The organism is Pseudomonas sp. B21-035 (assembly GCF_024748945.1).
Taxonomy (GTDB): domain Bacteria; phylum Pseudomonadota; class Gammaproteobacteria; order Pseudomonadales; family Pseudomonadaceae; genus Aquipseudomonas.
This window is the reverse complement of record NZ_CP087179.1, coordinates 4,819,275-4,845,144: the sequence shown is the minus strand read 5'-3', so window position 1 is coordinate 4,845,144 and position 25,870 is coordinate 4,819,275. Positions and strand designations below refer to the sequence as shown.

General features: G+C 61.5%; 26 protein-coding genes and 1 pseudogene. 16 read left to right on the top strand and 11 right to left on the bottom strand.

All coding sequences use genetic code 11. From position 1 onward, the window contains the following. Positions 1-59 precede the first annotated feature (59 nt). Positions 60-1,217, bottom strand: coding sequence for a Do family serine endopeptidase AlgW (algW, locus tag LOY22_RS22060; protein WP_010220741.1), 1,158 nt, complete (start codon positions 1,215-1,217; stop codon positions 60-62). Between the two features lie 229 nt (positions 1,218-1,446). Between algW and LOY22_RS22055 the strand changes: the two genes are divergently transcribed. The 4 genes from LOY22_RS22055 to cysN all read left to right on the top strand — a co-directional run bounded on the left by LOY22_RS22055 (position 1,447) and on the right by cysN (position 5,658). Then, positions 1,447-2,205, top strand: a complete 759-nt coding sequence (locus LOY22_RS22055; RefSeq protein ID WP_093379772.1) for a Nif3-like dinuclear metal center hexameric protein — start codon at positions 1,447-1,449, stop codon at positions 2,203-2,205. A gap of 136 nt (positions 2,206-2,341) precedes the next feature. Beyond that, entirely contained in the window at positions 2,342-3,259 is a 918-nt protein-coding gene (gene cysD / locus LOY22_RS22050) for a sulfate adenylyltransferase subunit CysD (RefSeq protein ID WP_038998836.1), read from the top strand. Between the two features lie 102 nt (positions 3,260-3,361). Continuing rightward, on the top strand, positions 3,362-3,703 hold the full coding sequence (locus LOY22_RS22045; RefSeq protein WP_258594804.1) for a four helix bundle protein: 342 nt from the start codon (positions 3,362-3,364) through the stop codon (positions 3,701-3,703). Between the two features lie 53 nt (positions 3,704-3,756). Further along, positions 3,757-5,658, top strand: coding sequence for a sulfate adenylyltransferase subunit CysN (gene cysN, locus LOY22_RS22040; RefSeq protein WP_045197276.1), 1,902 nt, complete (start codon positions 3,757-3,759; stop codon positions 5,656-5,658). 98 nt (positions 5,659-5,756) lie between these two features. On the opposite strand, the pseudogene LOY22_RS27155 reads toward cysN, so the two are convergent. Continuing rightward, positions 5,757-5,924 (bottom strand): annotated as a pseudogene (locus LOY22_RS27155) (bacteriocin immunity protein); the annotation flags it as partial. A gap of 242 nt (positions 5,925-6,166) precedes the next feature. Continuing rightward, the gene (locus LOY22_RS22035; protein ID WP_045197280.1) at positions 6,167-6,646 is read right to left on the bottom strand and encodes an Lrp/AsnC family transcriptional regulator; all 480 of its coding nucleotides are present in this window, start codon (positions 6,644-6,646) and stop codon (positions 6,167-6,169) included. 128 nt (positions 6,647-6,774) lie between these two features. Here LOY22_RS22035 and LOY22_RS22030 point away from each other — a divergent pair, with 128 nt between their 5' ends. After that, positions 6,775-7,971 (top strand): methionine gamma-lyase, encoded by a 1,197-nt coding sequence (locus tag LOY22_RS22030; protein ID WP_045197282.1) that lies wholly within the window; start codon positions 6,775-6,777, stop codon positions 7,969-7,971. A 36-nt stretch (positions 7,972-8,007) separates the two neighbouring features. After that, positions 8,008-10,704 carry an alpha-ketoglutarate dehydrogenase gene (gene mdeB / locus LOY22_RS22025; protein ID WP_258594801.1) on the top strand — a complete coding sequence of 899 codons (2,697 nt, stop codon included), beginning with the start codon at positions 8,008-8,010 and terminating at the stop codon, positions 10,702-10,704. Positions 10,705-10,788: 84 nt separating this feature from the next. Here mdeB and LOY22_RS22020 read toward each other — a convergent pair whose 3' ends face one another. After that, positions 10,789-11,223, bottom strand: coding sequence for a YhcB family protein (locus LOY22_RS22020; RefSeq protein WP_038998843.1), 435 nt, complete (start codon positions 11,221-11,223; stop codon positions 10,789-10,791). A gap of 138 nt (positions 11,224-11,361) precedes the next feature. On the opposite strand from LOY22_RS22020, the gene LOY22_RS22015 reads away from it, so the two are divergent. The 3 genes from LOY22_RS22015 (at position 11,362) to zapE (ending at position 14,548) form a co-directional block, all read left to right on the top strand. Then, the gene (locus LOY22_RS22015) at positions 11,362-11,997 is read left to right on the top strand and encodes an alpha/beta hydrolase (protein WP_093379795.1); all 636 of its coding nucleotides are present in this window, start codon (positions 11,362-11,364) and stop codon (positions 11,995-11,997) included. A 24-nt stretch (positions 11,998-12,021) separates the two neighbouring features. Beyond that, entirely contained in the window at positions 12,022-13,371 is a 1,350-nt protein-coding gene (locus LOY22_RS22010; RefSeq protein WP_045197286.1) for a tryptophan--tRNA ligase, read from the top strand. Positions 13,372-13,453: 82 nt separating this feature from the next. Further along, positions 13,454-14,548, top strand: a complete 1,095-nt coding sequence (gene zapE / locus LOY22_RS22005; protein WP_045197288.1) for a cell division protein ZapE — start codon at positions 13,454-13,456, stop codon at positions 14,546-14,548. Positions 14,549-14,685: 137 nt separating this feature from the next. On the opposite strand, the gene LOY22_RS22000 is transcribed toward zapE, so the two are convergent. Then, positions 14,686-15,606, bottom strand: a complete 921-nt coding sequence (locus tag LOY22_RS22000; RefSeq protein ID WP_177329159.1) for a GlxA family transcriptional regulator — start codon at positions 15,604-15,606, stop codon at positions 14,686-14,688. Positions 15,607-15,796: 190 nt separating this feature from the next. After that, a complete protein-coding gene (locus LOY22_RS21995) occupies positions 15,797-16,837 on the bottom strand; it encodes an NADP(H)-dependent aldo-keto reductase (protein WP_045197290.1) in 1,041 nt (346 codons plus the stop codon). Positions 16,838-17,089: 252 nt separating this feature from the next. On the opposite strand from LOY22_RS21995, the gene rplM reads away from it, so the two are divergent. The 7 genes from rplM (at position 17,090) to LOY22_RS21960 (ending at position 21,954) form a co-directional block, all read left to right on the top strand. After that, on the top strand, positions 17,090-17,518 hold the full coding sequence (gene rplM / locus LOY22_RS21990; protein WP_010220758.1) for a 50S ribosomal protein L13: 429 nt from the start codon (positions 17,090-17,092) through the stop codon (positions 17,516-17,518). Between the two features lie 14 nt (positions 17,519-17,532). Further along, positions 17,533-17,925 (top strand): 30S ribosomal protein S9, encoded by a 393-nt coding sequence (gene rpsI / locus LOY22_RS21985; RefSeq protein ID WP_038998850.1) that lies wholly within the window; start codon positions 17,533-17,535, stop codon positions 17,923-17,925. Between the two features lie 263 nt (positions 17,926-18,188). After that, the gene (gene petA / locus LOY22_RS21980) at positions 18,189-18,782 is read left to right on the top strand and encodes a ubiquinol-cytochrome c reductase iron-sulfur subunit (protein WP_010220763.1); all 594 of its coding nucleotides are present in this window, start codon (positions 18,189-18,191) and stop codon (positions 18,780-18,782) included. Continuing rightward, on the top strand, positions 18,782-19,993 hold the full coding sequence (locus LOY22_RS21975; protein WP_045197292.1) for a cytochrome bc complex cytochrome b subunit: 1,212 nt from the start codon (positions 18,782-18,784) through the stop codon (positions 19,991-19,993). The genes petA and LOY22_RS21975 overlap by 1 nt, the downstream gene beginning before the upstream one ends. Continuing rightward, the gene (locus tag LOY22_RS21970) at positions 19,993-20,772 is read left to right on the top strand and encodes a cytochrome c1 (protein WP_010220765.1); all 780 of its coding nucleotides are present in this window, start codon (positions 19,993-19,995) and stop codon (positions 20,770-20,772) included. The genes LOY22_RS21975 and LOY22_RS21970 overlap by 1 nt, the downstream gene beginning before the upstream one ends. Positions 20,773-20,890: 118 nt before the next feature. Next, positions 20,891-21,508: a glutathione S-transferase N-terminal domain-containing protein gene (locus LOY22_RS21965; protein ID WP_010220766.1), complete on the top strand. Its 618-nt coding sequence runs from the start codon at positions 20,891-20,893 to the stop codon at positions 21,506-21,508. A gap of 17 nt (positions 21,509-21,525) precedes the next feature. Continuing rightward, entirely contained in the window at positions 21,526-21,954 is a 429-nt protein-coding gene (locus LOY22_RS21960) for a ClpXP protease specificity-enhancing factor (protein WP_045197293.1), read from the top strand. A 50-nt stretch (positions 21,955-22,004) separates the two neighbouring features. Here the strand turns inward: LOY22_RS21960 and LOY22_RS21955 are convergent, their stop codons facing one another. The 5 genes from LOY22_RS21955 to LOY22_RS21935 form a co-directional block, all read right to left on the bottom strand. Beyond that, positions 22,005-22,223, bottom strand: a complete 219-nt coding sequence (locus LOY22_RS21955; protein ID WP_045197295.1) for a YgdI/YgdR family lipoprotein — start codon at positions 22,221-22,223, stop codon at positions 22,005-22,007. A 54-nt stretch (positions 22,224-22,277) separates the two neighbouring features. Further along, positions 22,278-22,856, bottom strand: coding sequence for a BON domain-containing protein (locus LOY22_RS21950; RefSeq protein WP_045197297.1), 579 nt, complete (start codon positions 22,854-22,856; stop codon positions 22,278-22,280). Further along, complete coding sequence (locus tag LOY22_RS21945) at positions 22,853-23,446, bottom strand: phosphoheptose isomerase (protein WP_026001179.1); 594 nt, start codon at positions 23,444-23,446, stop codon at positions 22,853-22,855. The genes LOY22_RS21950 and LOY22_RS21945 overlap by 4 nt, the downstream gene beginning before the upstream one ends. Positions 23,447-23,580: 134 nt before the next feature. Beyond that, complete coding sequence (locus tag LOY22_RS21940) at positions 23,581-23,952, bottom strand: YraN family protein (protein ID WP_045197304.1); 372 nt, start codon at positions 23,950-23,952, stop codon at positions 23,581-23,583. Next, positions 23,952-25,772 carry a penicillin-binding protein activator gene (locus tag LOY22_RS21935; RefSeq protein ID WP_093379809.1) on the bottom strand — a complete coding sequence of 607 codons (1,821 nt, stop codon included), beginning with the start codon at positions 25,770-25,772 and terminating at the stop codon, positions 23,952-23,954. Before LOY22_RS21935 ends, LOY22_RS21940 begins: the two co-directional genes overlap by 1 nt. Positions 25,773-25,870: the final 98 nt, after the last annotated feature.

Here is a 25,870-nt window from a genome sequence, read left to right as displayed (position 1 = left end):
CCCACAGGTAAACCACAAAACCTGTGGGAGCGGGCTTGCCCCGCGATGCTGTTAACCCATCAGTTTTCTTCTTTGGCTGCCGGTGCCGGCGGTGGACGCAAGCCGATCTCGGCGGTCAGCTTGAGCTCCTTGCCGTTGCGCATGACCTGGATCGCCACCTTGTCATTGGGCTTGATCCGCGCCACCTGGTTCATCGAGCGGCGGCCATCGCCGGCCGGTTCGCCGTTGATGCTGAGGATCACGTCACCCAGCTCCAGGCCGGCCTTCTGTGCCGGGCCATCACGGAAAATCCCTGCCACGACAATGCCCGGGCGTCCCTGCATGCCGAACGACTCGGCCAGCTCCTGGCTCAGCGGCTGCACCTCGATCCCCAACCAGCCCCGAATCACCTGGCCGTGCTCGATGATCGACTTCATCACCTCCAGAGCGAGCTTGGTCGGGATGGCAAAGCCGATGCCTTGCGAGCCGCCGGATTTGGAGAAGATCGCCGTGTTGATGCCGGTGAGGTTGCCATTGGCGTCGACCAGCGCACCACCGGAGTTGCCCGGGTTGATTGCGGCGTCGGTCTGGATGAAGTCTTCGTAGTTGTTCAGGCCCAGCTGGTTGCGGCCGGTGGCGCTGATGATGCCCATGGTCACGGTCTGGCCGACACCGAAGGGGTTGCCGATGGCCAGGGCGACGTCGCCGATATGGATGTTGTCGGAGCGGCCGATGGTGATCGACGGCAGGTTCTTCAGGTCGATCTTCAGCACCGCGAGGTCGGTTTCCGGGTCGCTGCCGATCACCCGTGCCAGGGTTTCGCGGCCGTCCTTGAGCGCCACCACGATCTGGTCGGCACCGGAGGTCACGTGGTTGTTGGTCAGCAGGTAGCCTTCCGGGCTCATGATCACTGCCGACCCCAGGCTCGACTCCCAGCGGCGCTGCTTGGGCAGGTTGTCGCCAAAGAAGCGGCGGAACTGCGGGTCTTCGAACAGCGGGTGGGCGGTCTTGTTGACCACCTTGGTGGTGTACAGGTTGGCCACCGCGGGGGCGGCGATGCTCACGGCGTCGGCGTAGGACACCGGCCCCTGCATGATCCGCGTGGTTTGCGGGGCTTGCTGCAGGTTGACGTCCTGGCTGGGCAGGCCGACCCACTGCGGAAAGCGCTGGATGACCAACAGGGCGATCAGCACGCCGACCAGCAGCGGCCAGCCAAAGTAACGCAAAGCCTTGAACATTGAACGAATCCTGGGAGTTGGCAGAGGGCCGATGACAGCTGGGAGCGTAAACGCGCGCGATCATACTGCGCTGCGGCTTGTGCAGGAACTGTTAAATCGTCACGAAAACCAACAATGCCAGCCCCCAGGCAACTGCCGTCGGTTTCCCCAAACCCGGCGACGGCCCATAATGCCGCTCATTATACGGGGCCTTGGGCCGCGCTGAACTGCGAAATTGAGGAGTCTTTCCATGGCTGTTGCCTTGAGTACCCTGGTCGAGGAAGCCGAACGCTACCTCGGTAGCGCCAAAATCCAGGACTACTGCCCCAACGGCCTGCAGGTCGAGGGCCGCCCGCAAGTGACCCGCATCGTCAGTGGCGTGACCGCAAGCCAGGCGTTGCTCGACGCTGCAGTCGAAGCCGACGCCGACCTGGTACTGGTGCACCACGGCTATTTCTGGAAGGGCGAGAATCCGTGCATCACCGGCATGAAGCAGCGCCGGCTGAAAACCCTGCTGAAAAACGACCTGAGCCTGTTGTCCTACCACCTGCCGCTGGACCTGCACGCGGAAGTGGGCAACAACGTGCAGCTGGCGCGCCAGCTCGACATCACTGTCGAAGGCCCGCTGGACCCGCAGAACCCGCGCATTGTCGGATTGGTCGGCTCGCTCGCCGAACCCATGTCGGCGCGCGATTTTGCCCGCAAGGTGCAGGAGGTGATGGGCCGTGAGCCGCTGTTGATCGAAGGCGAGCAGATCATCCGCCGGGTCGGCTGGTGTACCGGCGGCGGCCAGGGCTATATCGACCAGGCGATTGCTGCCGGTGTCGACCTGTACCTGAGCGGCGAAGCCTCCGAGCAGACCTTCCACAGCGCCCGCGAGAACGGCATCAGCTTCATCGCCGCCGGCCACCACGCCACCGAGCGTTACGGCGTGCAGGCGCTGGGCGATTACCTGGCCCGACGGTTTGCCCTGGAACACCTGTTCATCGACTGCCCGAACCCTATATAAAGCTAAAACGGCAGGGCATATTCTTATACTGTTTCGTTCTAGTTGGCTGCCTAAATAGAATCGGGCGCTGTGATAAAGTGGCCCGCTCGAACACGGCCCGCTGGCCGTCCATAAGATCGTATTTCCGTGAGTAGCCATGGTCGACAAACTGACGCATTTGAAACAGTTGGAGGCGGAAAGCATCCACATCATTCGTGAGGTGGCCGCCGAGTTCGATAACCCGGTGATGCTGTACTCGATTGGCAAGGACTCGGCCGTGATGCTGCACCTGGCGCGCAAGGCCTTCTTCCCGGGCAAGCTGCCGTTTCCGGTGATGCACGTCGACACCCAGTGGAAATTCCAGGAGATGTACAGCTTCCGCGACAAGATGGTCGAGGAAATGGGCCTGGAGCTGATCACCCACGTCAACCCGGACGGCGTCGCCCAGGGCATCAACCCGTTCACCCACGGCAGTGCCAAGCACACCGACATCATGAAGACCGAGGGCCTCAAGCAGGCGCTCGACAAGTACGGCTTCGATGCCGCCTTCGGTGGCGCGCGCCGCGACGAAGAGAAGTCGCGAGCCAAGGAGCGGGTCTACTCGTTCCGTGACAGCAAGCACCGCTGGGACCCGAAGAACCAGCGTCCGGAGCTGTGGAACGTCTACAACGGCAAGGTCAACAAGGGCGAATCGATTCGCGTGTTCCCGCTGTCGAACTGGACCGAGCTGGACATCTGGCAGTACATCTACCTCGAAGGCATCCCGATCGTGCCGCTGTACTTCGCCGCCGAGCGTGAAGTGATCGAGAAGAACGGCACCCTGATCATGATCGACGACGCGCGCATCCTCGAGCATCTCTCGGAGGAAGAAAAGGCCCGTATCGTCAAGAAGAAGGTGCGTTTCCGTACCCTTGGCTGCTACCCGTTGACGGGCGCGGTGGAGTCGGAGGCCGAAAGCCTCACCGACATCATTCAGGAAATGCTCCTGACGCGCACTTCCGAGCGCCAGGGCCGGGTCATCGACCACGATGGCGCCGGCTCCATGGAAGACAAAAAACGTCAAGGGTACTTCTAAGCTTCAAGTTACAAGCGGCAAGCTGCAAGTTAGAAGCAAGGTGCGTAGCTTCTGGGTTTTGTCGGCTGCCGCCCCATTGTGGGTGCGTGAGAGTGCTTAACAATGGACTTTGAGAAGCTTGCTGTTTGGCAGAGAAGCAAAGATTTGGCGGTAGCGATTTACACGCAGCAGAGGGTGTGCCGGGATCTTGGATTCAAGGATCAGATCACCCGGGCGGCACTTTCCGTTCCGTCGAATATCGCCGAAGGCATGGAGCGCAGAACGGCAAAAGAAAAGGTTCGCTATCTGTGTATTGCCAAGGCGTCCTGCGGTGAGTTGCGTACGCAGAGCATCATCGGGGGAGAGGTAGGCTATCTGCCAAAGCCTTTGTCGAATGAGTGGATTACAGAGACTCGTGAGCTTTCAAGAATGCTGAGCGGGTTGATCAACAAAATTTCTGACTAGTTGTATGCCGACAAGCTTGCCGCTTGAAGCTTACAGCTTGGAGCTTGAATGTAATGAGCCACCAATCTGATCTGATCAGCGAGGACATCCTCGCTTACCTGGCCCAGCACGAACGTAAAGAGCTGCTGCGCTTCCTTACCTGCGGTAACGTCGACGACGGCAAGAGCACGCTGATCGGGCGCCTGCTGCACGACTCGAAGATGATCTACGAAGACCATCTGGAAGCCATCACCCGCGACTCGAAGAAAGTCGGCACCACCGGTGACGACATCGACCTGGCGCTGCTGGTCGACGGCCTGCAGGCCGAGCGCGAGCAAGGCATCACCATCGATGTGGCCTACCGCTACTTCTCGACCGCCAAGCGTAAGTTCATCATCGCCGACACCCCGGGCCACGAGCAGTACACCCGCAACATGGCCACCGGTGCGTCGACCTGCGACCTGGCGATCATCCTGGTCGATGCCCGCTACGGTGTGCAGACCCAGACCCGCCGGCACAGCTACATTGCCTCGTTGCTGGGCATCAAGCACATCGTCGTCGCGGTCAACAAGATGGACCTCAAAGGCTTTGACGAGGGCGTGTTCGAGAGCATCAAGGCCGACTACCTGAAGTTCGCCGAAGCCATCAACATGAGCCCGAGCAGCCTGCACTTCGTGCCGATGTCGGCGCTCAAGGGCGACAACGTGGTCAACCGCAGCGAGCGTTCGCCGTGGTACACGGGCCCGGCACTGATGGAAATCCTCGAAACCGTCGAAGTCGCGGCCGACCGCAACTTCACCGACCTGCGCTTCCCGGTGCAGTACGTCAACCGGCCGAACCTGAACTTCCGCGGCTTCGCCGGTACCCTGGCCAGCGGCGTGGTGCACAAGGGCGATGAAATCGTCGTGCTGCCGTCGGGCAAGAGCAGCCGGGTCAAGTCCATCGTCACCTTCGAAGGCGAGCTGGAAAACGCCGGCCCCGGCCAGGCCGTGACCCTGACCATGGAAGACGAGATCGACATCTCCCGTGGCGACCTGCTGGTGCATGCCGACAACGTCCCGCCGGTGACCGACCAGTTCGACGCCATGCTGGTATGGATGGCTGAAGAGCCGATGCTGCCGGGCAAAAAATACGACATCAAGCGCGCCACCAGCTATGTGCCGGGCTCGATTGCCAGCATCGCCCACAAGGTCGATGTCAACACCCTGGAGCAGGGCGCCGCCAGTGCCCTGCAGCTCAACGAGATCGGCAAGGTCAAGGTCAGCCTCGATGCGCCGATCGCGCTGGACGGCTATGACAGCAACCGCACCACCGGTGCCTTTATTGTCATCGACCGCCTGACCAACGGCACCGTCGGTGCCGGCATGATCATCGCGCCACCGGTTGTGCCCCATGGCAGCGTTGGCCAGCACGGCAAACTGGCCCACGTGGACACCGCAGAACGTGCCCTGCGTTTCGGTCAGCAGCCAGCCACCGTGCTGTTCAGCGGCCTCTCGGGCGCGGGCAAGAGCACCCTGGCCTATGCCGTGGAGCGCAAGCTGTTCGACATGGGCCGTGCGGTGTATGTGCTCGATGGCCAGAACCTGCGCCACGACCTGAACAAAGGCTTGCCGCAGGACCGCGCCGGGCGCACCGAGAACTGGCGCCGTGCCGCGCACGTTGCGCGTCAGTTCAACGAAGCCGGCCTGCTGACCCTGGCCGCCTTCGTCGCCCCGGACGCCGAAGGCCGCGAACAGGCCAAGGCGCTGATCGGCAAGGAACGCCTGCTCACGGTCTACGTCCAGGCTTCGCCTCTGGCGTGCCGCGAGCGTGACCCGCAGGGCCTGTATGCCGCCGGCGGCGACAACATCCCGGGCGAGAGCTTCCCGTATGACGTACCGCTGGATGCGGACCTGGTGATCGACACCCAGAACGTCAGCCTGGAAGACGGCGTCAAGCAGGTGCTGGAGCTGCTGCGCAAGCGTGGCGCGATCTAAGCGCTGGCGCTGAACAAAAAGCCCCACTTCGGTGGGGCTTTTTGTTGGTCGAATTCACCGCACGGTAGGAGCGGGCTTGCCCCGCGATGGGCCCTCATTCAGCCCACCTTCAGTCCAGGCCTGCCGTTGGCTACTCGCCACTCCAGGATCTGCTTCATAATCTTCTGCGGCGTTGGTTCCTGATCGCCAGCCGGGTAAAAAATCAGGTCCGAGCCCTCTGGATGTTGCGTCACTGCGATGAAGTGCTCAAGCAAGGTGTCCTGATAGAGCTCGGTGCCAGCGGCCCCGGCAGGTTGTCCAGGTCATACAGTGCACCGCCCTCGCTCGTTGGTACGATATGGCGCATTTCATAAGAACGGCGATTCTTGACCGTTTCTGAAAATGGCGCGCGGGGTGGGAGTTGGAGTCAGGATTTTCTGAGCAGCAAGAAATTTGCTTCCTACAGGGCGATGCAGTGGGAAAATCGCGGGGCAAGCCCGCTCCCACATTGTAGGAACGGGATTTGAATTCAGATGTGCTTTTCCGAAACCGGAATCACCCGCTTCTCCTTCACTGCCTTGAACGAGAAGCTCGAGTAAATCTCTTTCACCCCGGGCAAGGTCTGCAGCACTTCGCGGGCAAACTCACCGAATGACTCAAGGTCGCGGGCAAGGATTTCCAGCAGGAAGTCATAACGCCCGGAGATGTTGTGGCAGGCGACGATTTCGGGGATTTCCATCAGCCGCTGCTCGAAGGCGCGGGCCATTTCCTTGCTGTGCGAGTCCATCATGATGCTGACGAAAGCGGTTACGCCAAAGCCCAGCGACTTGGGCGAGAGGATGGCCTGGTAGCCGATGATGTAGCCGGCTTCTTCCAGTAGCTTGATCCGTCGCCAGCACGGCGAGGTGGTCAGTGCGACCTGGTCGGCCAGCTCGGAAACCGTCAAGCGCGCGTTGTCTTGCAAGGCCGCGAGCAACGCTCGATCGGTGCGATCGATGGTTGTAGGCATGTTTTACCCTCCGTGGTCTGAAATCGTTGTTTTTATGTCAATAACCTTCCGCAAGGACGGCTACATTTGGAAAAAAATCAGCACCTCAGTGGCATAAGCTTATAACAAACCACTAGAGGCTGTTTGCCATGAGCGGCTCCAATAACAATTCAGGTTTTGCCACCCGCGCCATTCACCACGGTTACGATCCACTGGAACACAGTGGTGCCCTGGTGCCACCGATCTACCAGACCGCGACCTTTGCTTTTCCGACCGTCGAGTACGGCGCTGCCTGCTTCGCCGGTGAACAGGCCGGACATTTCTACAGCCGGATTTCCAACCCTACCCTGGCCTTGCTGGAACAACGCATGGCCTCGCTCGAAGGCGGCGAAGCCGGCCTGGCGCTGGCCTCGGGGATGGGCGCGATTACCGCGACCCTGTGGACCCTGCTGCGCCCCGGCGACGAGGTGCTGGTGGGGCGCACCCTGTACGGCTGCACCTTTGCCTTTTTACACCATGGTATCGGCGAGTTCGGGGTCAAGGTCCGGCATGTCGACATGAGCGACCTGCAGGCTGTCGCCGCGGCGATTAACGGCAATACCCGGGTTATTTATTTCGAAACCCCGGCCAACCCCAATATGCAGATGACCGATATCGCTGCCGTGGCCGCGCTTGCGCACCAGCACGATATCAGCGTGGTGGTCGACAACACCTACTGCACGCCGTACCTGCAGCGACCCCTGGAGCTGGGCGCCGACCTGGTGGTGCATTCGGCGACCAAGTACCTCAGTGGCCATGGCGATATCACTGCCGGCCTGGTGGTGGGGCGCAAGGCGCTGGTGGACAGGATTCGCCTGGAAGGCTTGAAGGACATGACCGGTGCAGTGATGTCGCCCCATGACGCCGCCTTGCTGATGCGCGGGATGAAAACCCTGAACTTGCGCATGGAGCGCCACTGCAGCAATGCCCAGGCCATTGCCGAATACCTCGAGCAACAGCCGGAAGTTGAAATGCTCAATTACCCCGGCCTGCCCGGCTTTGCTCAATATGAGCTGGCCCAGCGGCAGATGCGTTTGCCGGGCGGCATGATCGCCTTTGAACTCAAGGGCGGCATCACTGCCGGCAGGCGTTTCATGAATGCCCTGCAGTTGTTCAGCCGTGCCGTCAGCCTTGGCGATGCCGAATCGCTGGCCCAACACCCGGCAAGCATGACCCACTCCAGCTATACCCCAGAGGAGCGTGCGCAGTACGGCATTTCCGAAGGGCTGGTACGCCTGTCGGTGGGCCTGGAGGACATCGACGACCTGCTGGCGGATATTCAACAAGCGCTCAAGGCCTGCGCCTAACCTTTCACGGACGAGGTCAATGCAATGGTGGCAATGATGAACCTTGTGCCTGGCGAAGGTGTGCCGCGGCGCCCGGGCGATCCACAGCAGGACAGCGATCCGGGGGAAACCGCCGAATGGCTGGACGCACTGGATTCGACCCTGCTGCACTGCGGCCCGGAGCGTGCGCGGTTTCTGCTGCAGCAACTGCAAACCCATGCCCGCGAGTTGGGCCTGGAGCGCGGGGCCCAGGCCTTTTCGGCCTATCGCAATAGCTTGTCGGTGGAGCAGCAGGGCGTCTATCCGGGTGATCTGGAGCTCGATGAGCGCATCACCAGCATCCTGCGCTGGAACGCCCTGGCCATGGTCATGCGGGCCAACCACGCTTATGGCGACCTCGGCGGGCACATCGCCAGTTATGCCTCGGCCGCAGAGATTTTCGAAGTCGGTTTCCAGCACTTTTTTCGCGGTGAGGCCGGTGGCGAGCAACGCAGCGCTGACCTGGTGTTCTTCCAGCCGCATTCGGCGCCGGGCATTTATGCCCGGGCCTTCCTTGAAGGACGTTTGAGCGAAGAGCAACTGGCCAGCTATCGCCAGGAAGTGGCTGGCAAGGGCCTGTGCTCCTACCCACATCCGTGGCTGATGCCGGACTTCTGGCAGTTTCCGACAGGATCCATGGGCATCGGCCCACTCAACGCGATCTACCAGGCGCGGTTCATGCGCTACCTGCACAACCGCCAGTTGCTCGATACCAGTGCCCGGCACGTCTGGGGGGTGTTTGGCGATGGCGAGATGGACGAGCCGGAGTCGATTGCCGGCCTGACCCTGGCCGCCCGCGAGCAACTGGACAACCTGACCTTCGTGGTCAACTGCAACCTGCAGCGCCTGGACGGCCCGGTGCGCGGCAACGGCCAGATCATCCAGGAACTGGAGGCGCTGTTCAGTGGCGCCGGCTGGAACGTGATCAAGGTGCTCTGGGGCTCGGAGTGGGACGCATTGTTCGCTCGTGACACCGAGCACGTGCTGTTGCGCCAGTTGGCGGCGACCCCGGACGGGCAGTTCCAGAACCTTGGGGCCAAAGATGGCGCCTACAACCTCGAGCACTTTTTCAACCAGCAACCGGCCTTGCAAAAGCTGGTGGAGCACATGAGCTCGGCCGAGATCAATGCGTTGAAACGCGGTGGCCACGATTTTCGCAAACTGTACGCCGCCTTCGCCGCCGCCAAGGCCTGCAAGGGCCGGCCAACGGTTATTCTGGCCAAGACCAAGAAGGGCTACGGCATGAGCGCCGCCGGTGAATCGCGAATGACCGCGCACCAGGCCAAGAAGCTCGACGTGCAGGCCTTGCTGGCCTTTCGTGATCGTTTTCATTTGCCGCTGTCGGACGCGCAGGTCGAACAGTTGCAGTTCTATCGACCGGACCAAGACAGCGCAGAAATGCGCTACCTGCGCGAGCGGCGGGAAGCTCTGGGTGGGCCGCTGCCTGCTCGGCGCAGCGACGTACGCCCGGTGCCGGTGCCAGCGCTGGAGGCCATGGGCGGCTTCGCCCTGCAGGCCGAAGGCAAGGAAATGTCCACCACCATGGCCGCCGTGCGCATGCTCAGCGCCTGGCTCAAGGCGCCGCAGCTGGGGCCGCGGGTGGTGCCGATAGTCGCCGACGAGGCGCGCACCTTCGGCATGGCCAGCCTGTTCCGGCAGATCGGCATCTACTCGCCCCAGGGGCAATGCTACGAGCCGGAAGACGCAGGGTCGTTGCTGTCCTACAAGGAAGCGCGCGATGGCCAGTTGCTGGAGGAAGGTATTACCGAAGCCGGGGCGATTTCTTCCTGGGTGGCGGCGGCAACGTCCTACGCGGTACATGGCGAGCCGATGCTGCCGGTGTACATCTATTACTCGATGTTCGGCTTTCAACGCGTCGGTGATCTGATCTGGGCCGCCGCCGACCAGCGCGCCCGTGGCCTGCTGCTGGGCGCCACTGCCGGGCGCACCACGTTGGGCGGAGAAGGGCTGCAGCATCAGGACGGTTCAAGCCTGGTGATGGCCTCGATGGTGCCCAACTGCCGGGCCTGGGAGCCGTGCTTTGCTGGCGAGCTGGCGGTGATCCTCGAGTACGCGGCGCGGCGCATGCTCACTGAACAGTGCGATGAATTTCATTATGTCGCGGTGATGAACGAAAACTACCCACAGCCGTCCCTGCCGGCGCAGGTGCATGAAGAGGTTTTGCGCGGCATGTACCGTTATGTCGAACAGCAGCTGCCGGCTGCCCAGGGGCGGGTGCGCCTGCTGGGCTCCGGGGCGATTCTGCGCGAGGTGATTGCTGCCAGTGAACTGCTGGCCAGCGACTGGCGGGTTGCCAGTGAAGTGTTCAGTGTCACCAGCTTCAGCGAGCTGGCGCGTGAGGCGCGGGATGTAGATCGCGCCGGCCGGTTGGGGCAGGGCAGTGCTGATCTGAGCCATGTGCAGCGCTGCCTGGACGGTGACGCGCCGGTGATTGCCGCAACCGATTACGTGCGGGCCTGGCCACAATTGATTGCTGAATATGTACAGGCACCTTATGTGACGCTTGGCACTGATGGCTTTGGCCGAAGCGATACCCGCCAGCAGCTGCGGCGCTTCTTCGAGGTCGATCGCTTCAGTATCGTTCTGGCAAGCCTGCACAGCCTGGTGCGCCAGGGTGGAGTTGAGCGGCGGGTGCTGGATGAGGCGCGGGAGAAGTACGGCTACCGGGAGGGGGAGGCGCCTTGGTATTGCTGAGGCTCATCACGGGGCAAGCCCGCTCCTGCAGGCTGCAACAGCAGCCATAATAAAAAACCCCGCCAGTTGGCGGGGTTTGTATTTTTAACGCTTGAGCCCGTAATGCTCATCGAGCATGCCCGGTGCGTTGGGCGCTTTCGGTGCGTAGTCGCGCGGCACCTCGGTGTCCTTCGGCGGGGTCAGGCGATCACGCGCAGGCTGCACGGCTTCGGAGTGCAGGGCGGCCAGCAGGCGCTGGCGGGTGAGTTCGTCGAGGGCCAGGCGGTTGGCGCCCTCGGCCAGGTGATCCTGGACGTCCTGGTAACTTTGGGTCAGCTTTTTGACCAGCGCAGCCGTACTGTTGAAGTGAGTAACCACCTCATTCTGGTAGCTGTCGAAACGTTCCTGGATATCATCCAGCTGACGCTGGGTGCTGCTCGGTGCGGCATTGGGCAGCAGGCGGGCGACCAGGAAACCAACGACGACACCCACGACGAGGGCCAGGGTCGGCAACAACCAAACTAAGAGCGAGAGTTCCACGAGTCCTTCCTCTATAAACGGCTTTGCTTTACGTTAACGGCTCGGACCTGCGCTGTATACCGCGAACGATCGCAAATATCTCAGACAGAATCATTCAGCTAGACGAGTCGACCCTTTCCGAGGTCACGGAGTTTATCCTTGCTTATCCGCGAAACCCCCGTATTCATCGATGGCCCGGTCGGCCAACTGGAAGCCTTGTACCTTGATGTTGCCGACGCCCGTGGCGTGGTGTTGCTGTGTCACCCTAACCCGGTGCAGGGCGGGACCATGACCAACAAGGTGGTGTCGATGCTGCAGCGCACCGCCCGCGATGCCGGTTACATCACCTTGCGATTCAACTACCGTGGTGTCGGTGCCAGCGCCGGTAACCATGACATGGGCAGCGGCGAAGTGGACGATGCTCAGGCGGCAGCGACCTGGCTGCTGGAACAACATCCGCAGCTGCCCCTGACCCTGATGGGTTTTTCATTCGGCGGCTTTGTTGCGGCCAGCCTCGGCGGGCGTCTGGAAGCAAACGGTATCGAATTGAAGCACCTGTTCATGGTTGCGCCAGCGGTGATGCGCCTGCAGGATCACGACACCTTGCCACAAGGCTGCGCGCTGAGCGTGATCCAGCCGCAAACCGACGAAGTGATCGATCCGCAGATCGTCTACGCTTGGTCCGGCGCACTGCCACGCCCCCATGAGCTGCTGAAAGTGGCAGAATGCGGACACTTTTTCCATGGCAAGCTCACCGACCTCAAGGAACTGGTGCTGCCACGCCTTTCGAACTGATACAAGCCTGATAAGCGATTACCCATGACTACGCGCATCCTTACCGGTATCACCACCACGGGCACGCCTCACCTGGGCAACTACGCCGGTGCCATCCGCCCGGCGATCCTCGCCAGCCGTGAGCCGGGTGTCGACTCGTTCTATTTTCTGGCCGACTACCACGCCCTGATCAAATGCGACGACCCGCAGCGCATCCAGCGCTCGCGCCTGGAAATCGCCGCGACCTGGCTGGCCGGTGGCCTGGACCCGGAGCGAGTGACGTTCTATCGTCAGTCCGACATCCCCGAGATTCCCGAGCTGACCTGGCTGCTGACCTGCGTTGCGGCCAAGGGCCTGCTCAACCGCGCGCACGCCTACAAGGCGTCGGTGGACAAGAACGTCGAGAACGGCGAAGACCCGGATGCCGGCATCAGCATGGGCCTGTACAGCTACCCGGTACTGATGGCCGCCGACATCCTGATGTTCAACGCCAACAAGGTGCCAGTCGGCCGTGACCAGATCCAGCACGTGGAAATGGCCCGCGACATCGGCCAGCGCTTCAACCACCTGTTCGGCCAGGGCAAGGAATTCTTCGCCATGCCCGAAGCGCTGATCGAAGAAAGCGTCGCCACCCTGCCGGGCCTGGACGGGCGCAAGATGTCCAAGAGCTACGACAACACCATCCCGTTGTTCACCAGCGCCAAGGACATGAAGGATGCCATCTCGCGCATCGTCACCGACTCCCGCGCCCCGGGCGAAGCCAAGGATCCGGACAACGCGCACCTGTTCACCCTGTTCCAGGCCTTCGCCACTGCCTCCCAGGCCGATGAGTTTCGCAGCGAACTGCTCCAGGGCCTGGGCTGGGGCGAAGCCAAGCAGCGCCTGTTCCAGTTGCTCGATGGCCAGCTGAGCGAGCCGCGCGAGCGTTATCACCAGTTGATCAGCCGCCCGGCCGACCTTGAGGACATCCTCCTGGCCGGCGCGCAAAAAGCCCGCAAGGTGGCCACGCCGTTCCTTGAGGAGCTGCGCGAAGCGGTCGGCCTGCGCTCGTTCCGTAACGTCGAGCAGGCCACTGCCCAGGTCAAGAAGAAGGCGGCCAAGACCGCGCGCTTTGTCAGCTTCCGCGAAGACGACGGCAGCTTCCGCTTCCGCCTGCTGGCGGCCGATGGCGAGCAACTGCTGTTGTCGCGCAACTTCGCCGACGGCAAGACCGCAGGTGCTGTGAGCAAGCAATTGCAACAGGGCGGCGAGCTTGACGTGCGCCACGAAGGCCTGGGCTTCAGCCTGTGGCTGGAAGGTGAGTGCGTTGGCGACGGCCCGCAGTTTGCCGACGGCGCCGCCCGCGACAGCGCCATCGAAACCCTGCGCGCGGCCCTGGTGCCCCAGCAGGACTGAACGGCTTATCGGAAGTCTGATTGCCATTATCCCGGGCCGTCGCTACAGTGACGGCCCGTTTTTGTTACCTTGCTAACGAATTATGACGCCCCTAGAACGATATCAAGCAGATCTGAAACGTCCCGAATTCTTCCATGACGCGGCGCAGGAAACTGCAGTGCGTCATCTGCAGCGCCTGTACGACGATCTGATCGCGGCGCAGAACAACAAGCCGGGTGTGTTCGGCAAGTTGTTCGGCAAGAAGGACCAGGCACCGGTCAAGGGCTTGTACTTCTGGGGTGGGGTAGGCCGCGGCAAGACCTACCTGGTCGATACCTTCTTTGAAGCGCTGCCGTTCAAGCAGAAGGTGCGCACGCACTTCCACCGCTTCATGAAGCGCGTCCACGAGGAAATGAAAACCCTCAAGGGCGAGAAGAACCCGCTGACCATCATCGCCAAGCGCTTCTCCGACGAGGCCCGGGTGATCTGCTTCGACGAGTTCTTCGTCTCCGACATTACCGATGCGATGATCCTCGGCACCCTGATGGAGGAGCTGTTCAAGAACGGCGTGACCTTGGTGGCCACCTCCAACATCGTCCCTGACGGCCTGTACAAGGACGGCCTGCAGCGCGCACGCTTCCTGCCGGCGATTGCCCTGATCAAGCAGAACACCGAGATCGTCAACGTCGACAGCGGCGTCGACTATCGCCTGCGGCACCTGGAACAAGCCGAGCTGTTCCACTTCCCGCTCGACGAAGCGGCCCACGAAAGCCTGCGCAAAAGCTTCAAGGCACTGACCCCGGAGTGCACCCAGGCGGTCGAGAACGATGTGCTGGTGATCGAGAACCGCGAAATCCGCGCCCTGCGTACCTGTGACGACGTGGCCTGGTTCGAATTCCGCGAACTGTGCGACGGCCCGCGCAGCCAGAACGACTACATCGAACTGGGCAAGATCTTCCATGCCGTGCTGCTCAGCGGCGTCGAGCAGATGAGCGTCGCCACCGACGACATCGCCCGACGCTTCATCAACATGGTCGACGAGTTCTATGACCGCAACGTCAAGCTGATCATCTCGGCCGAGGTTGAACTCAAGGACCTGTACACCGGTGGTCGGCTGACCTTCGAGTTCCAGCGCACCCTGAGCCGCCTGCTGGAAATGCAGTCCCACGAATTCCTGTCGCGGGCGCATAAGCCTTAAAAGCAGCTGCAAGTTTCAAGCTTCAAGCTGCAAGCAGGATCAAGAGCCGACCGCGTGCTGCTTTTGATCCTGCTCTTGCTCTTGCTCTTGCTCTTGCTTGCCGCTTGAAGCTTGAGGCTTGAAGCTGAGGAGGCCTTTCAGGCCTCCTGCATAAACTGCTGCCGATACTGATTCGGCGACAACTCTGTGTGCTGCCTGAACAACCGGGCAAAGAAACTCGCATCGTCATAACCAACTTCATAGCTGATGGTCTTGATGCTTTTGCGTGTGCCCGACAGCAAGCCCTTGGCCGTTTCGATCCGCAGCCGTTGCAGGTAGTGCAGCGGCTTGTCGCCGGTGGCGCTCTGGAAGCGGCGCATGAAGTTGCGGATGCTCATGCCGTGGTTGCGGGCCACGTCCTCGAAGCGGAACTTGTCGGCGAAATGTTCTTCGAGCCAGTGCTGGATCTGCAGGATGATCAGGTCCTGGTGCAGTTTCTGCCCGCCAAAGCCCATGCGCCCCGGGGTGTAGTTGCGCTGTACTTCGTAGAGGATGTCACGGGCCACCGCTTGCGCAACGTTGGCCCCGCAGAAACGCTCGATCAGGTAGATGTACAGGTCGCAGGCCGAGGTGGTGCCGCCGGCGCAATAGAGGTTGTCGGCGTCGGTCAGGTGTTTGTCCTGGTTGAGGCTGACCTTGGGGAAGCGCTCTTCGAACTGGCTGAAGAAGCGCCAGTAGGTGGTCGCCTCCTTGCCGTCGAGCAACCCGGCTTCGGCCAGCCAGAACACGCCGCTGGCCTCGCCGCAGAGCACGGCGCCGCGGGCGTGTTGCTCGCGTAGCCAGGGCAATACTTGCGGGTAGCGCTGGCAGAGGGCATCGAAATCGTCCCAGAACGCCGGCAGGATGATGATGTCGGCCTGCTCCAGGCCGCTGTCGACCGGCAGCATCACTTCGCTGAAGCTGCGCACAGGCTGGCCGTCAGGGCTCACCAGGCGGGTTTCGAACATCGGCTGCAGGCCCAGGCCCAACTGCTTGCTGTAGCGCAGGCTGGCGAGATGGAAGAAATCCTTGGCCTGCATCAGGGTCGATGCGAAGACATTGTCGATGGCCAGGATACTGACGCGCCGCAAGGACGCCGTGGGTTGGGTAAACATCATTTTCTTTATTCTTATAGGGTAGAGTGGTCAATCACCGGCTGGATCGTCTTATTTTTTGGCGATTGTGTCTACCCTCGGTTCCCACCTTGTTGATGGGAACCGGGATTGCGTCTCAGGGCGCGGGGTTGGGCTGGTCCTGATGGATGGCCTCGATGGCCGCCAGCAGCTCGTCGCTGAGCTTGAGGTCGGCGCTTGCCAGGTTGCTGTCCAGTTGCTCGAGGGTGGTGGCACCGATGATGTTGCTGGTCACGAACGGCTGGCGGGTGACGAAGGCCAGGGCCATTTGCGCCGGGTCCAGGCCATGGTCGCGGGCCAGCTTCACGTAGCGGCTGCAGGCAGCCACGGTTTGCGGGTTGGAGTAGCGCGAGAAGCGGCTGAACAGGGTCAGGCGGCCCGCGGCCGGGCGTGCGCCGTTTTCGTACTTGCCCGAGAGCATGCCGAAAGCCAGGGGCGAGTAGGCCAGCAGGCCGCACTGTTCGCGGATGGCGATTTCCGCCAGGCCCACTTCGAAGCTGCGGTTGAGCAGGTTGTAGGGGTTCTGGATCGACACCGCGCGGCTCCAGCCGCGGCTTTCGGCCAGTTGCAGGAACTTCATGGTGCCCCACGGGGTTTCGTTGGACAGGCCGATGTGGCGGATCTTGCCGGCCTTGACCTGCTCGTCGAGCACTTCGAGGGTTTCTTCCAGCGGGGTGAACAGGTCTTGCGGCGCATGCTGGTAACCCAGCTTGCCGAAGAAGTTGGTGCTGCGCTCTGGCCAGTGCAACTGGTAGAGGTCGATCCAGTCGGTCTGCAGGCGCTTGAGGCTGTCGTCCAGGGCGGCGACGATGTGCTGGCGGTTGTGCTTGAGCAGGCCGTCGCGGATATGGTTGATGCCGTTGCCGGGGCCGGCCACCTTGCTGGCCAGGATCCACTGGGCGCGATCGCCGCGCTGCTTGAACCCGTTACCGATCATGCGCTCGGTGGCGGCGTAGGTTTCCGGGCGGGGAGGGACGGGGTACATCTCGGCGGTATCGATGAAATTGATCCCGGCGGCCTTGGCCCGTTCGATCTGGGCGAAGGCCTGGGTCTGGTCGTTCTGCTCGCCCCAGGTCATGCTGCCAAGGCACAGGGCGCTGACGTTGAGGTCGGTTCGGCCCAGCTGGCGATAGTCCATTCGACTGCTTCCTGTCTAAAAGAAGCATAAAAGCAGGTTGAATTTTTTTTCGCAATCTGGATAATTCAGCCCCTCTCCGTGCAGCGGGAGTGATGCCCCGCTCCATAGAAGAACCCTGCCGAATATTGGACGCGCTGACCCGAGCCCCCGATAGCGTCCGTGTGCGGCTGTGTCCTTGACTTGTCAAGGTGCGCACTATCCAGTAAGATCTGCCGTCTTATTTTCGCTGGGCGGCCCCTGAGGCTATAAAGAATGAAAACTTTTACTGCTAAACCGGAAACAGTAAAGCGCGACTGGTTCGTCGTTGACGCTGCTGGCAAGACCCTGGGTCGTCTGGCCACTGAGATCGCGAGCCGTCTGCGTGGCAAGCACAAGCCAGAGTACACTCCTCACGTTGACACCGGCGACTACATCGTCGTCATCAACGCCGAGCAGGTTCGTGTCACTGGTGCCAAGACTTCGGACAAAATGTACTACTCCCACTCCGGCTTCCCGGGCGGTATCAAGGAAATCAACTTCGAGAAGTTGATCGCCAAGGCCCCAGAGCGCGTGATCGAGACCGCGGTTAAAGGCATGCTGCCTAAGAACCCACTGGGTCGCGACATGTACCGTAAGCTGAAAGTCTATGCGGGCGCTACTCACCCTCATACTGCTCAGCAGCCCCAAGAACTGAAGATTTAACGGAATAGTTCATTATGTCGGCGACTCAAAATTACGGCACTGGCCGTCGCAAGACCGCAACCGCTCGCGTTTTCCTGCGTCCAGGTACCGGTAACATCTCCATCAACAACCGTTCTCTGGACGTGTTCTTCGGTCGTGAAACCGCGCGCATGGTAGTACGCCAGCCGCTGGAACTGACCGAGACCACCGAAAAGTTCGACATCTACGTCACCGTTATCGGTGGTGGTGTCAGCGGCCAGGCCGGTGCAATCCGTCACGGTATCACCCGTGCACTGATGGACTACGACGAAACCCTGCGTGGCGCTCTGCGCAAAGCTGGCTACGTCACCCGCGACGCCCGTGAAGTCGAGCGTAAGAAAGTGGGTCTGCGTAAAGCACGTAAGCGTCCTCAGTACTCCAAGCGTTAATTTCGCTTCGGCGTTCAAAAAAAGCCCGGTTCCTGGTGGAACCGGGCTTTTTTTATGTCTTGAATAACTATGCTGTTGTTTACTGTGACAACTTGCCGCATAGACGCAAGTCAAGAGTTACAAGGGATAGCGGGGTGGCACAAGGCTAATCACCTTGTCAGAGAAGGGTCTTTTCATTACCATGCGGCAAATTTTTAGCAGTTCAGAAATTACTTAGTAGATGCCTGTTGCAACAGGCCATAAAGCTGATGGGAGAGGACTGAATGAGCAATGACGGCGTCAATGCAGGCCGGCGTCGCTTCCTCGTAGCAGCCACGTCCGTGGTGGGTGCTGCAGGAGCGGTGGGGGCTGCGGTCCCGTTCGTAGGGTCATGGTTCCCCAGTGCCAAGGCGAAAGCCGCGGGTGCACCGGTGAAGGTCAATATCGCCAAGGTAGAGCCTGGTCAGCAGATGATTGCTGAGTGGCGCGGCCAACCGGTGTTCATCGTCCGTCGTACCGAGGAGATCCTCGGTAACCTCAAGAAGATCACCGGCGACCTCTCCGACCCAGAGTCCAAGGCTTCGGTTCAACCCACTTACGTCGATCCGTCGAACCGCTCGATCAAGCCGGAAATCCTCGTGCTGGTCGGCCTGTGCACCCACCTGGGCTGCTCGCCGACCTTCCGTCCGGAAGTGGCACCTGTCGACCTGGGTCCGAAGTGGGTCGGTGGCTACTTCTGCCCGTGCCACGGCTCCCACTACGACCTGGCTGGCCGCGTCTACAAATCCCAGCCGGCGCCGCTCAATCTGCCAGTGCCGCCGCACTCTTATGAGTCGGACGACATCATTGTCGTCGGCGTCGATCAGGAGAACGCGTGATGAGTAAGTTCATGGATTGGGTTGACGCCCGCTTCCCCGCGACCAAGATGTGGGAAGACCATCTCAGCAAGTATTACGCACCGAAGAACTTCAACTTCTTCTATTTCTTCGGCTCCCTGGCCCTGCTGGTCCTGGTCAACCAGATCGTCACCGGCGTGTGGCTGACCATGAGCTTCACCCCTTCGGCCGAAGAGGCGTTCGCCTCGGTCGAATACATCATGCGTGACGTCGAATACGGCTGGATCCTGCGCTACCTGCACTCCACCGGCGCCTCGGCGTTCTTCATCGTCGTCTACCTGCACATGTTCCGCGGCCTGCTGTACGGCTCGTACCAGAAGCCTCGCGAACTGGTCTGGGTGTTCGGCATGCTGATCTACCTGGCGCTGATGGCCGAAGCGTTCATGGGCTACCTGCTGCCATGGGGCCAGATGTCCTACTGGGGTGCCCAGGTGATCATCTCGCTGTTCGGCGCCATTCCGGTGATCGGCGACGACCTGACCCAGTGGATCCGCGGTGACTACCTGATCTCCGGCATCACCCTGAACCGCTTCTTCGCCCTGCACGTGGTGGCCCTGCCGATCGTCATTCTCGGCCTGGTGGTGCTGCATATCCTGGCGCTGCACGAAGTCGGTTCGAACAACCCGGACGGTGTCGACATCAAGAAGCACAAGGATGAGAACGGCGTGCCGCTGGACGGTATCGCGTTCCACCCTTACTACACCGTGAAGGATATCGTCGGCGTCGTCGTGTTCCTCTTCGTGTTCTGCGCCATCGTGTTTTTCTTCCCGGAAATGGGCGGTTACTTCCTGGAAAAACCGAACTTCGAACAGGCCAACGCCTTCAAGACCCCTGAGCACATTGCCCCGGTCTGGTACTTCACTCCGTTCTACGCGATCTTGCGCGCCGTTCCGGACAAGCTGCTCGGTGTAATTGCCATGGGCGCCGCGATCGCCGTGCTGTTCGTCCTGCCGTGGCTGGATCGCAGCCCGGTCAAGTCCATGCGCTACAAGGGCTGGATGAGCAAGGTCTGGCTGCTGGTGTTCTGCATCTCGTTCGTGATCCTCGGTGTGCTCGGCGTTCTGGCCCCTACCCCGGGCCGTACGCTGCTGTCGCAGGTATGCACCTTCCTGTATTTCGCCTACTTCCTTCTGATGCCGTTCTACACCCGGCTCGAGAAGACCAAACCGGTTCCGGAAAGGGTGACTGGCTGATGAAAAAGCTATTTGCAGTATTGATTCTGGCAGTGATGCCCGCGTTCACCTTCGCCGCCGAACACGGCCTGGAGCTGGACAAGGTCGATATCGACCTGACCGACAAGGCCGCCATGCAGGACGGCGCACGCACCTTCGCCAACTATTGCATGGGTTGCCATAGCGCCAAGTTCCAGCGTTACGAGCGCGTGGCTGACGACCTGGGCATTCCTCACGAGCTGATGCTCGAGAAGCTGGTGTTCACCGGCGCCAAGATTGGCGACCACATGAAGATCGGCATGAAGCCTGAAGATGCCAAGACCTGGTTCGGTGCTGCGCCGCCTGACCTGACCCTGGTTGCCCGGGTCCGTGGTACCGACTGGCTGTACAGCTACCTGCGTAGTTTCTATGAGGACAAGTCGCGTCCGTACGGGGTGAACAACAAGGTTTTCCCCAACGTCGGCATGCCTAACGTGCTGGTTGGCCTGCAGGGCAACCAGGTGATTGGCTGCAAGCAAGTGCAGACCGTGGTCGATGGCAAGAAGCAATACGACCCGCTGACCGGCTCGCCTTTGACTCATGAAGCATGCGACCAGCTGACCGTGGAGCCGAAATCCGGTACCCTGACGCCAGAGCAGTTCGACGAGAAGGTCAAGAACCTGGTGACCTTCCTGGCCTACTCGGCTAACCCGGTCAAACTGGAAAGCCAGCGCATCGGTACCTATGTGCTGCTGTATCTGGCCTTCTTCTTCGTATTCGCTTATCTGCTCAAGCGCGAATACTGGAAGGACGTGCACTGATCACGCAGTAGTTTCTGGTAGTTGAACGCGCCCTGGGGCGCCTCTGGAATCACAGGGGCGCTCGCAGGGCGCGTTTGCATTTGCAGCATTTATAAATTCATACGCGAGGAGGACCACTATGGGCGTGACCAACCGGTTAGCCTGCTACTCCGACCCCGCTGACCATTATTCTCATCGGGTGCGCATCGTTCTCGCCGAGAAGGGTGTCAGTGTCGAGATCATCAACGTCGATCCTGGTCGCCTTCCGCCCAAGCTGGTTGAAGTGAACCCCTATGGCAGCGTGCCAACCCTGGTCGATCGCGACCTGGCGTTGTACGAGTCGACCGTGGTGATGGAATACCTCGATGAACGTTACCCGCACCCGCCATTGTTGCCGGTGTATCCGGTGGCGCGGGCCAACAGTCGCCTGCTGATCCACCGTATCCAGCGCGACTGGTGTGCGCTGGTCGACCTGATACTCGACCCGCGCAGCAAGGAGCCGGCACGGGTACAGGCGCGCAAGGAGCTGCGCGAGAGCCTGACCGGAGTGTCGCCGTTGTTTGCCGACAAGCCTTGTTTCTTGAGTGAGGAGCAAAGTCTGGTCGATTGTTGTCTATTGCCCATACTCTGGCGTTTGCCGGTGTTGGGTATCGAACTGCCGCGGCCGGCCAAGCCGTTGCTCGACTACATGGAGCGACAGTTTGCCCGCGAAGCCTTCCAGGCAAGCCTGTCCGCTGCTGAACGTGAAATGCGCTAGGTTTTAAGGAGCTGTCGATGAACTCCAGTCGCCCCTATTTGGTACGTGCACTCTATGAGTGGATCGTGGACAACGACTGCACACCGCATATGCTGGTCAACGCCGAATACCCGGCCGTCCAGGTACCCCAGAGCTTCGCCAGTGACGGCCAGATCGTCCTCAACATCTCACCCAGTGCCGTACGTCACCTGCACATGGATAACGAGGCTGTGAGCTTCGAGGGCCGCTTTGGCGGCGTTGCTCACACCCTGTTCGTGCCTGCCGGTGCCATCCTCGGTATTTATGCCCGGGAAAACGGCCAGGGTATGGTCTTCGAACTCGAGCCGCCGCTGCTCGATGATGAAGATGAAGAAGACGACAGCGTCGAGCCGGATGACGACGGTCCGCCTGCCGGCGGCCAGCCGCCGCGGCCAAGCGGGCGTCCGAGCTTGAAGGTGGTCAAGTAACAAAAAAGGCGATCCGCATGGATCGCCTTTTTTGTGTCTGCCGGCCTGGATTACAGGTCGGTGATGGTGCGGACCTGGTCCTTGTTGACCTTGATCACCTTGCCATCGAGCTGCTTGAACTCGTAGAAGCCGGCTGCGCGGTCGTAGTGCGGCGCGTCGACTGCCTGGAATTCGCGGCCGTCGTTGAGGGTGATCTGGGTTGGGGTGGAGCAGCCGGCCAGGGTGGCGAAGGCGCCAATCAGCAAGGTTGGCAGCAGGCCGTTTTTCATGGGGACTTCCTAAGGATGGTTGGATCGCGGGGCGCTTGCCCCGCGATGGGTTTATCAGTCGATGTATTCGAACAGCTTGACGATCTTCTGCACGCCCGACACGCCCTGCACCAGGTTGGTGGCGCGCGAGGCTTCCTGCTGGGTCAGCAGGCCGAGCATGTAGACGATGCCGTTTTCGGTGATGACCTTGATGCGCGAACCGGGAATGTTGCTGTCGGTGAGCATCTGGGTCTTGATCTTGGTGGTCAGCCAGGCGTCGTTGTTGCGCGCCAGGATCGAGGAGGGCGGCAGCACCTGCAGCTCGTTATGCACCTTTTTCACCCGCTGGACCTGGCCGGCAGCCTGTTCGGCCAGGCCCTTGAGGTCGGCGCGCGGGGTTTGCCCGGCGAGCAGGACGATGCCGTTGAAGCTGCTGACGACAATGTGCGAGTTCTTGTCCAGGTCAGGGCTGGCCTTGGCGACGTTCACCGCGACTTTGGTTTCGATCAGCGAGTCATCGATCTTGCTGCCGAAGGTGCGGGTGCCGCGGTCGTCCTCGATCGGCTTGTCGCGGGTGGCGGTGAGCACCGAGCTGCAACCGGTGAGGCTCAGGCACAGGGTCAGGGCCATCAGGCCGAGGCGGTTAGGGGTCATTCTTCACTCCCGAACAGTTGGCTGTCGATCAGGTCGCAGAGGCAGTGGATCGCCAGCAGGTGGACTTCCTGGATACGTGCGGTGACGTTGGCCGGTACGCGAATCTCGACGTCTTCAGGCAGCAGCAGCGAGGCCATGCCGCCGCCATCGCGCCCGGTCAGAGCTACGACAATCATTTCTCGATCATGTGCGGCCTGGATCGCCTGAATAATGTTCGCCGAGTTACCGCTGGTCGAAATCGCCAGCAGCACATCGCCGGGCTGGCCCAGGGCGCGGATCTGCTTGGAGAATATTTCGTTGTAGCTGTAGTCGTTGGCGATCGAGGTGATGGTCGAGCTGTCGGTGGTCAGGGCGATGGCCGGCAGGCTCGGGCGCTCACGCTCGAAGCGGTTGAGCAGTTCGGAAGAAAAGTGCTGGGCATCGCCGGCCGAGCCGCCGTTGCCGCAGGCAAGCATCTTGCCCTCGTTGAGCAGCGCATTGACCATGACCTGACTGGCTTGCTCGATGTGTGGTGCAAGGACTTCCATCGCCTGTTGCTTGGTGTTGATGCTGGCCTGAAAAAGCTGGCGAATTCGGGATTGCATGTCCATCAGTGTGACCTTAAGTAGGGCGGCTGGCCGGGCGCGTCGGGAGTATACAAAAAAGGTCCCGGCACATGACTGTGCAGCCCGTGAAGCAAAGAGCAAAAAAGTTGTAGGGGTAATGGCGCAGGGCAGTGGCGGGTTCAGCACTCGAAGGCATTTTTCAGCCAGTCCAGCGGTGGGCCCGAATGGCCTCTGCCTTGCAAGGCGATGACATCGAAACGGCAGGGGTGGTTGGCCCAGCGTGTTTCCTTTTGCAGAAAAGACTCGGCGGCTAGCACCAGTTTGTCCTGCTTGCGCCCGTCGATACTGGCGAGCGCACCGCCAAAATCCGCGTGCAGCCGGTAGCGGACTTCGACGAATACTACTGTATCGCTGTCGAGCATGACCAGATCAAGCTCGCCGCGTTTGCATCGCCAGTTCTGCGCCAGCAGCCGCAGGCCTTGCCCTTGAAGGTATTCAAGGGCTTGCCGTTCGGCGGCCTGGCCGGCCTGTTGGCGCGAACTGTCGGGCATCAGCGTGGGGTGTCGGGCAGGCGTTTGATTTGGCCGCCGGTGAACTCGGCCCACGGCAGTTGCCGCTCGATGCGCTGGTTCTCGTTCATGCTCAGGCTGCCGGACAGGCCGTCAATGCGGTTTTCCGGCAGTGCGCGCAGCTGGCCCAGGCGTGGTGCCAGGCTGAAGGCGTCGATGCCCATGGCGTACAGGCGGCCGAGGCTGCCGGCCGCTTGTGGCCACTGACGTTCTACCTGCTGGCGCAACGGGTTGCCGCTGTCGAGCAGCCATGGAGTATCGCAAAAGCGCACGCCGGTGAGGTCGCGGTACTGGTTGACGTCGCCGCTGGCGCTGTAAACGTGCGAGGTGGCATACACCGGTACGTCGCCAGCGTACTGGAAGTTCAGGGTCGGCTTGATCTGCTGGCCTTGCTGCGGGGTGGCGGCAAGGAAGATGAAGTCGATGTCCTGGCGGCGCGACGGCTGGGCCGATACGGCGCCACCGACGGTGCTTTGCAGGCTCTTGGCGCGGCCTTCGCTCTGGCGCAGCTGGAACAGCTCGGCGATCTGCTGGGCCAGGGCTACCGGCTGGTCGATGTGCTGGGCAGCCAGCAGGCTGCCACCGTTGGCTTCCCAGTCCTGGCGGAAGGCCTTGAGCACGCGGTCGCCCCATTCGCCTTTCGGCACCAGGGCGACGGCGCGCACCATGCCGTCGGCGCGGGCGCGGCGCGACACTTCACGGGCTTCGTCTTCGGCGGCGAGGCCGAACTGATACAGCTGCTCCGGGCCTTTCTGGCCGGCGTCGCTGTAGTTCAGGGCGAGGGTGGTGATCGGCAATTGCGGGTAGGCGGCGAGCTTTTTCACCAGCGGTTTTTCCAGCGGGCCAACCACCAGTTGCACGCCAGAGGCCTGGGCCTGGCGGTAGAAGTCGTCCAGCGAGGTCAGTCGCGAGCTGTCGAAGACTTCGATGGTCGGCGGCTTCTGGCCGGCTTGCTGGGCCTGGAAGTGCGCGGCCATGAAACCGTCACGCAGGGCGCGGGCAACGCCGGCCAGCTGGCCTTCCTGTGGCAGCAGCAGGGCGATTTTGGTCAGCGGCTGGCTGGTCAGCTCCATCAGCTTGATCAGCGACGGTGGCAGCTGGGCGGCGGCCGGGTGATCGGCGTGCTGGGCGCGCCAGGCGTCGATGGCGGCTTGTTGCTGCTCGACGGTGCCGGCGCCTTTTACCGCCAGGGCCAGGCTGGCCCAGCCGGCCATGGTGTCGGTGCCGCTGCTGAGGTTATTGAGCTGATCGCGCGGGGTGGCGGCTACCAGGTTCCAGATCGCGTCGTTGTTGGCGTTGGCAGCATCGCCCTTGAGCAGCGGCGTCAATTGCGCGCGCTCCTGGGCGGCGGCCAGTGGCTGGCCGTTGGCTTCCAGCACTGCGGCATGCACGCTGCGGGTACGGATCTGTTGATCTTCCGGCAGCTCGTTGAGGCGCGCCAGGCTTGGGTGGCTCAAGGCGGTCAGGGCCATTTTCGGCTGGTTGCGGCTCATGGCCAGTTCTGCCGCCAGGGTGCTGGCGAAGATCTGCTGGGCCGGTTTGAGCTGCTCCAGCGGCACCTGCTCGAGGATGCGCGCGGCGCGGGCATTGTCCTTTTGCTTGTAGGCCAGGTCGGCGGCGCTCAGGCGCAACAGTGCAGCTTGCTCCGGCGTCTTGCTGGTGGTGGCCTGTTCAAGCAGTTGCTCGATGCTGGCATCCGGTGTGCGCGGCAGTTCGCCGAGGCTCGACGAGGGCGAGCTGGCGCAGGCTGCCAGCAGGGCGGCGAGGCAAAGGGCTGTGAACAGCCGCAGGCAAGCGATCATGTAAGGGTCCTGTTACTCGATCAAATTAACTGGCAATTGTACCCAAGCGCTGGCCGGGGCGCGATCTTGCTGGCGTTAATCCTTCAATATAGGTGCTG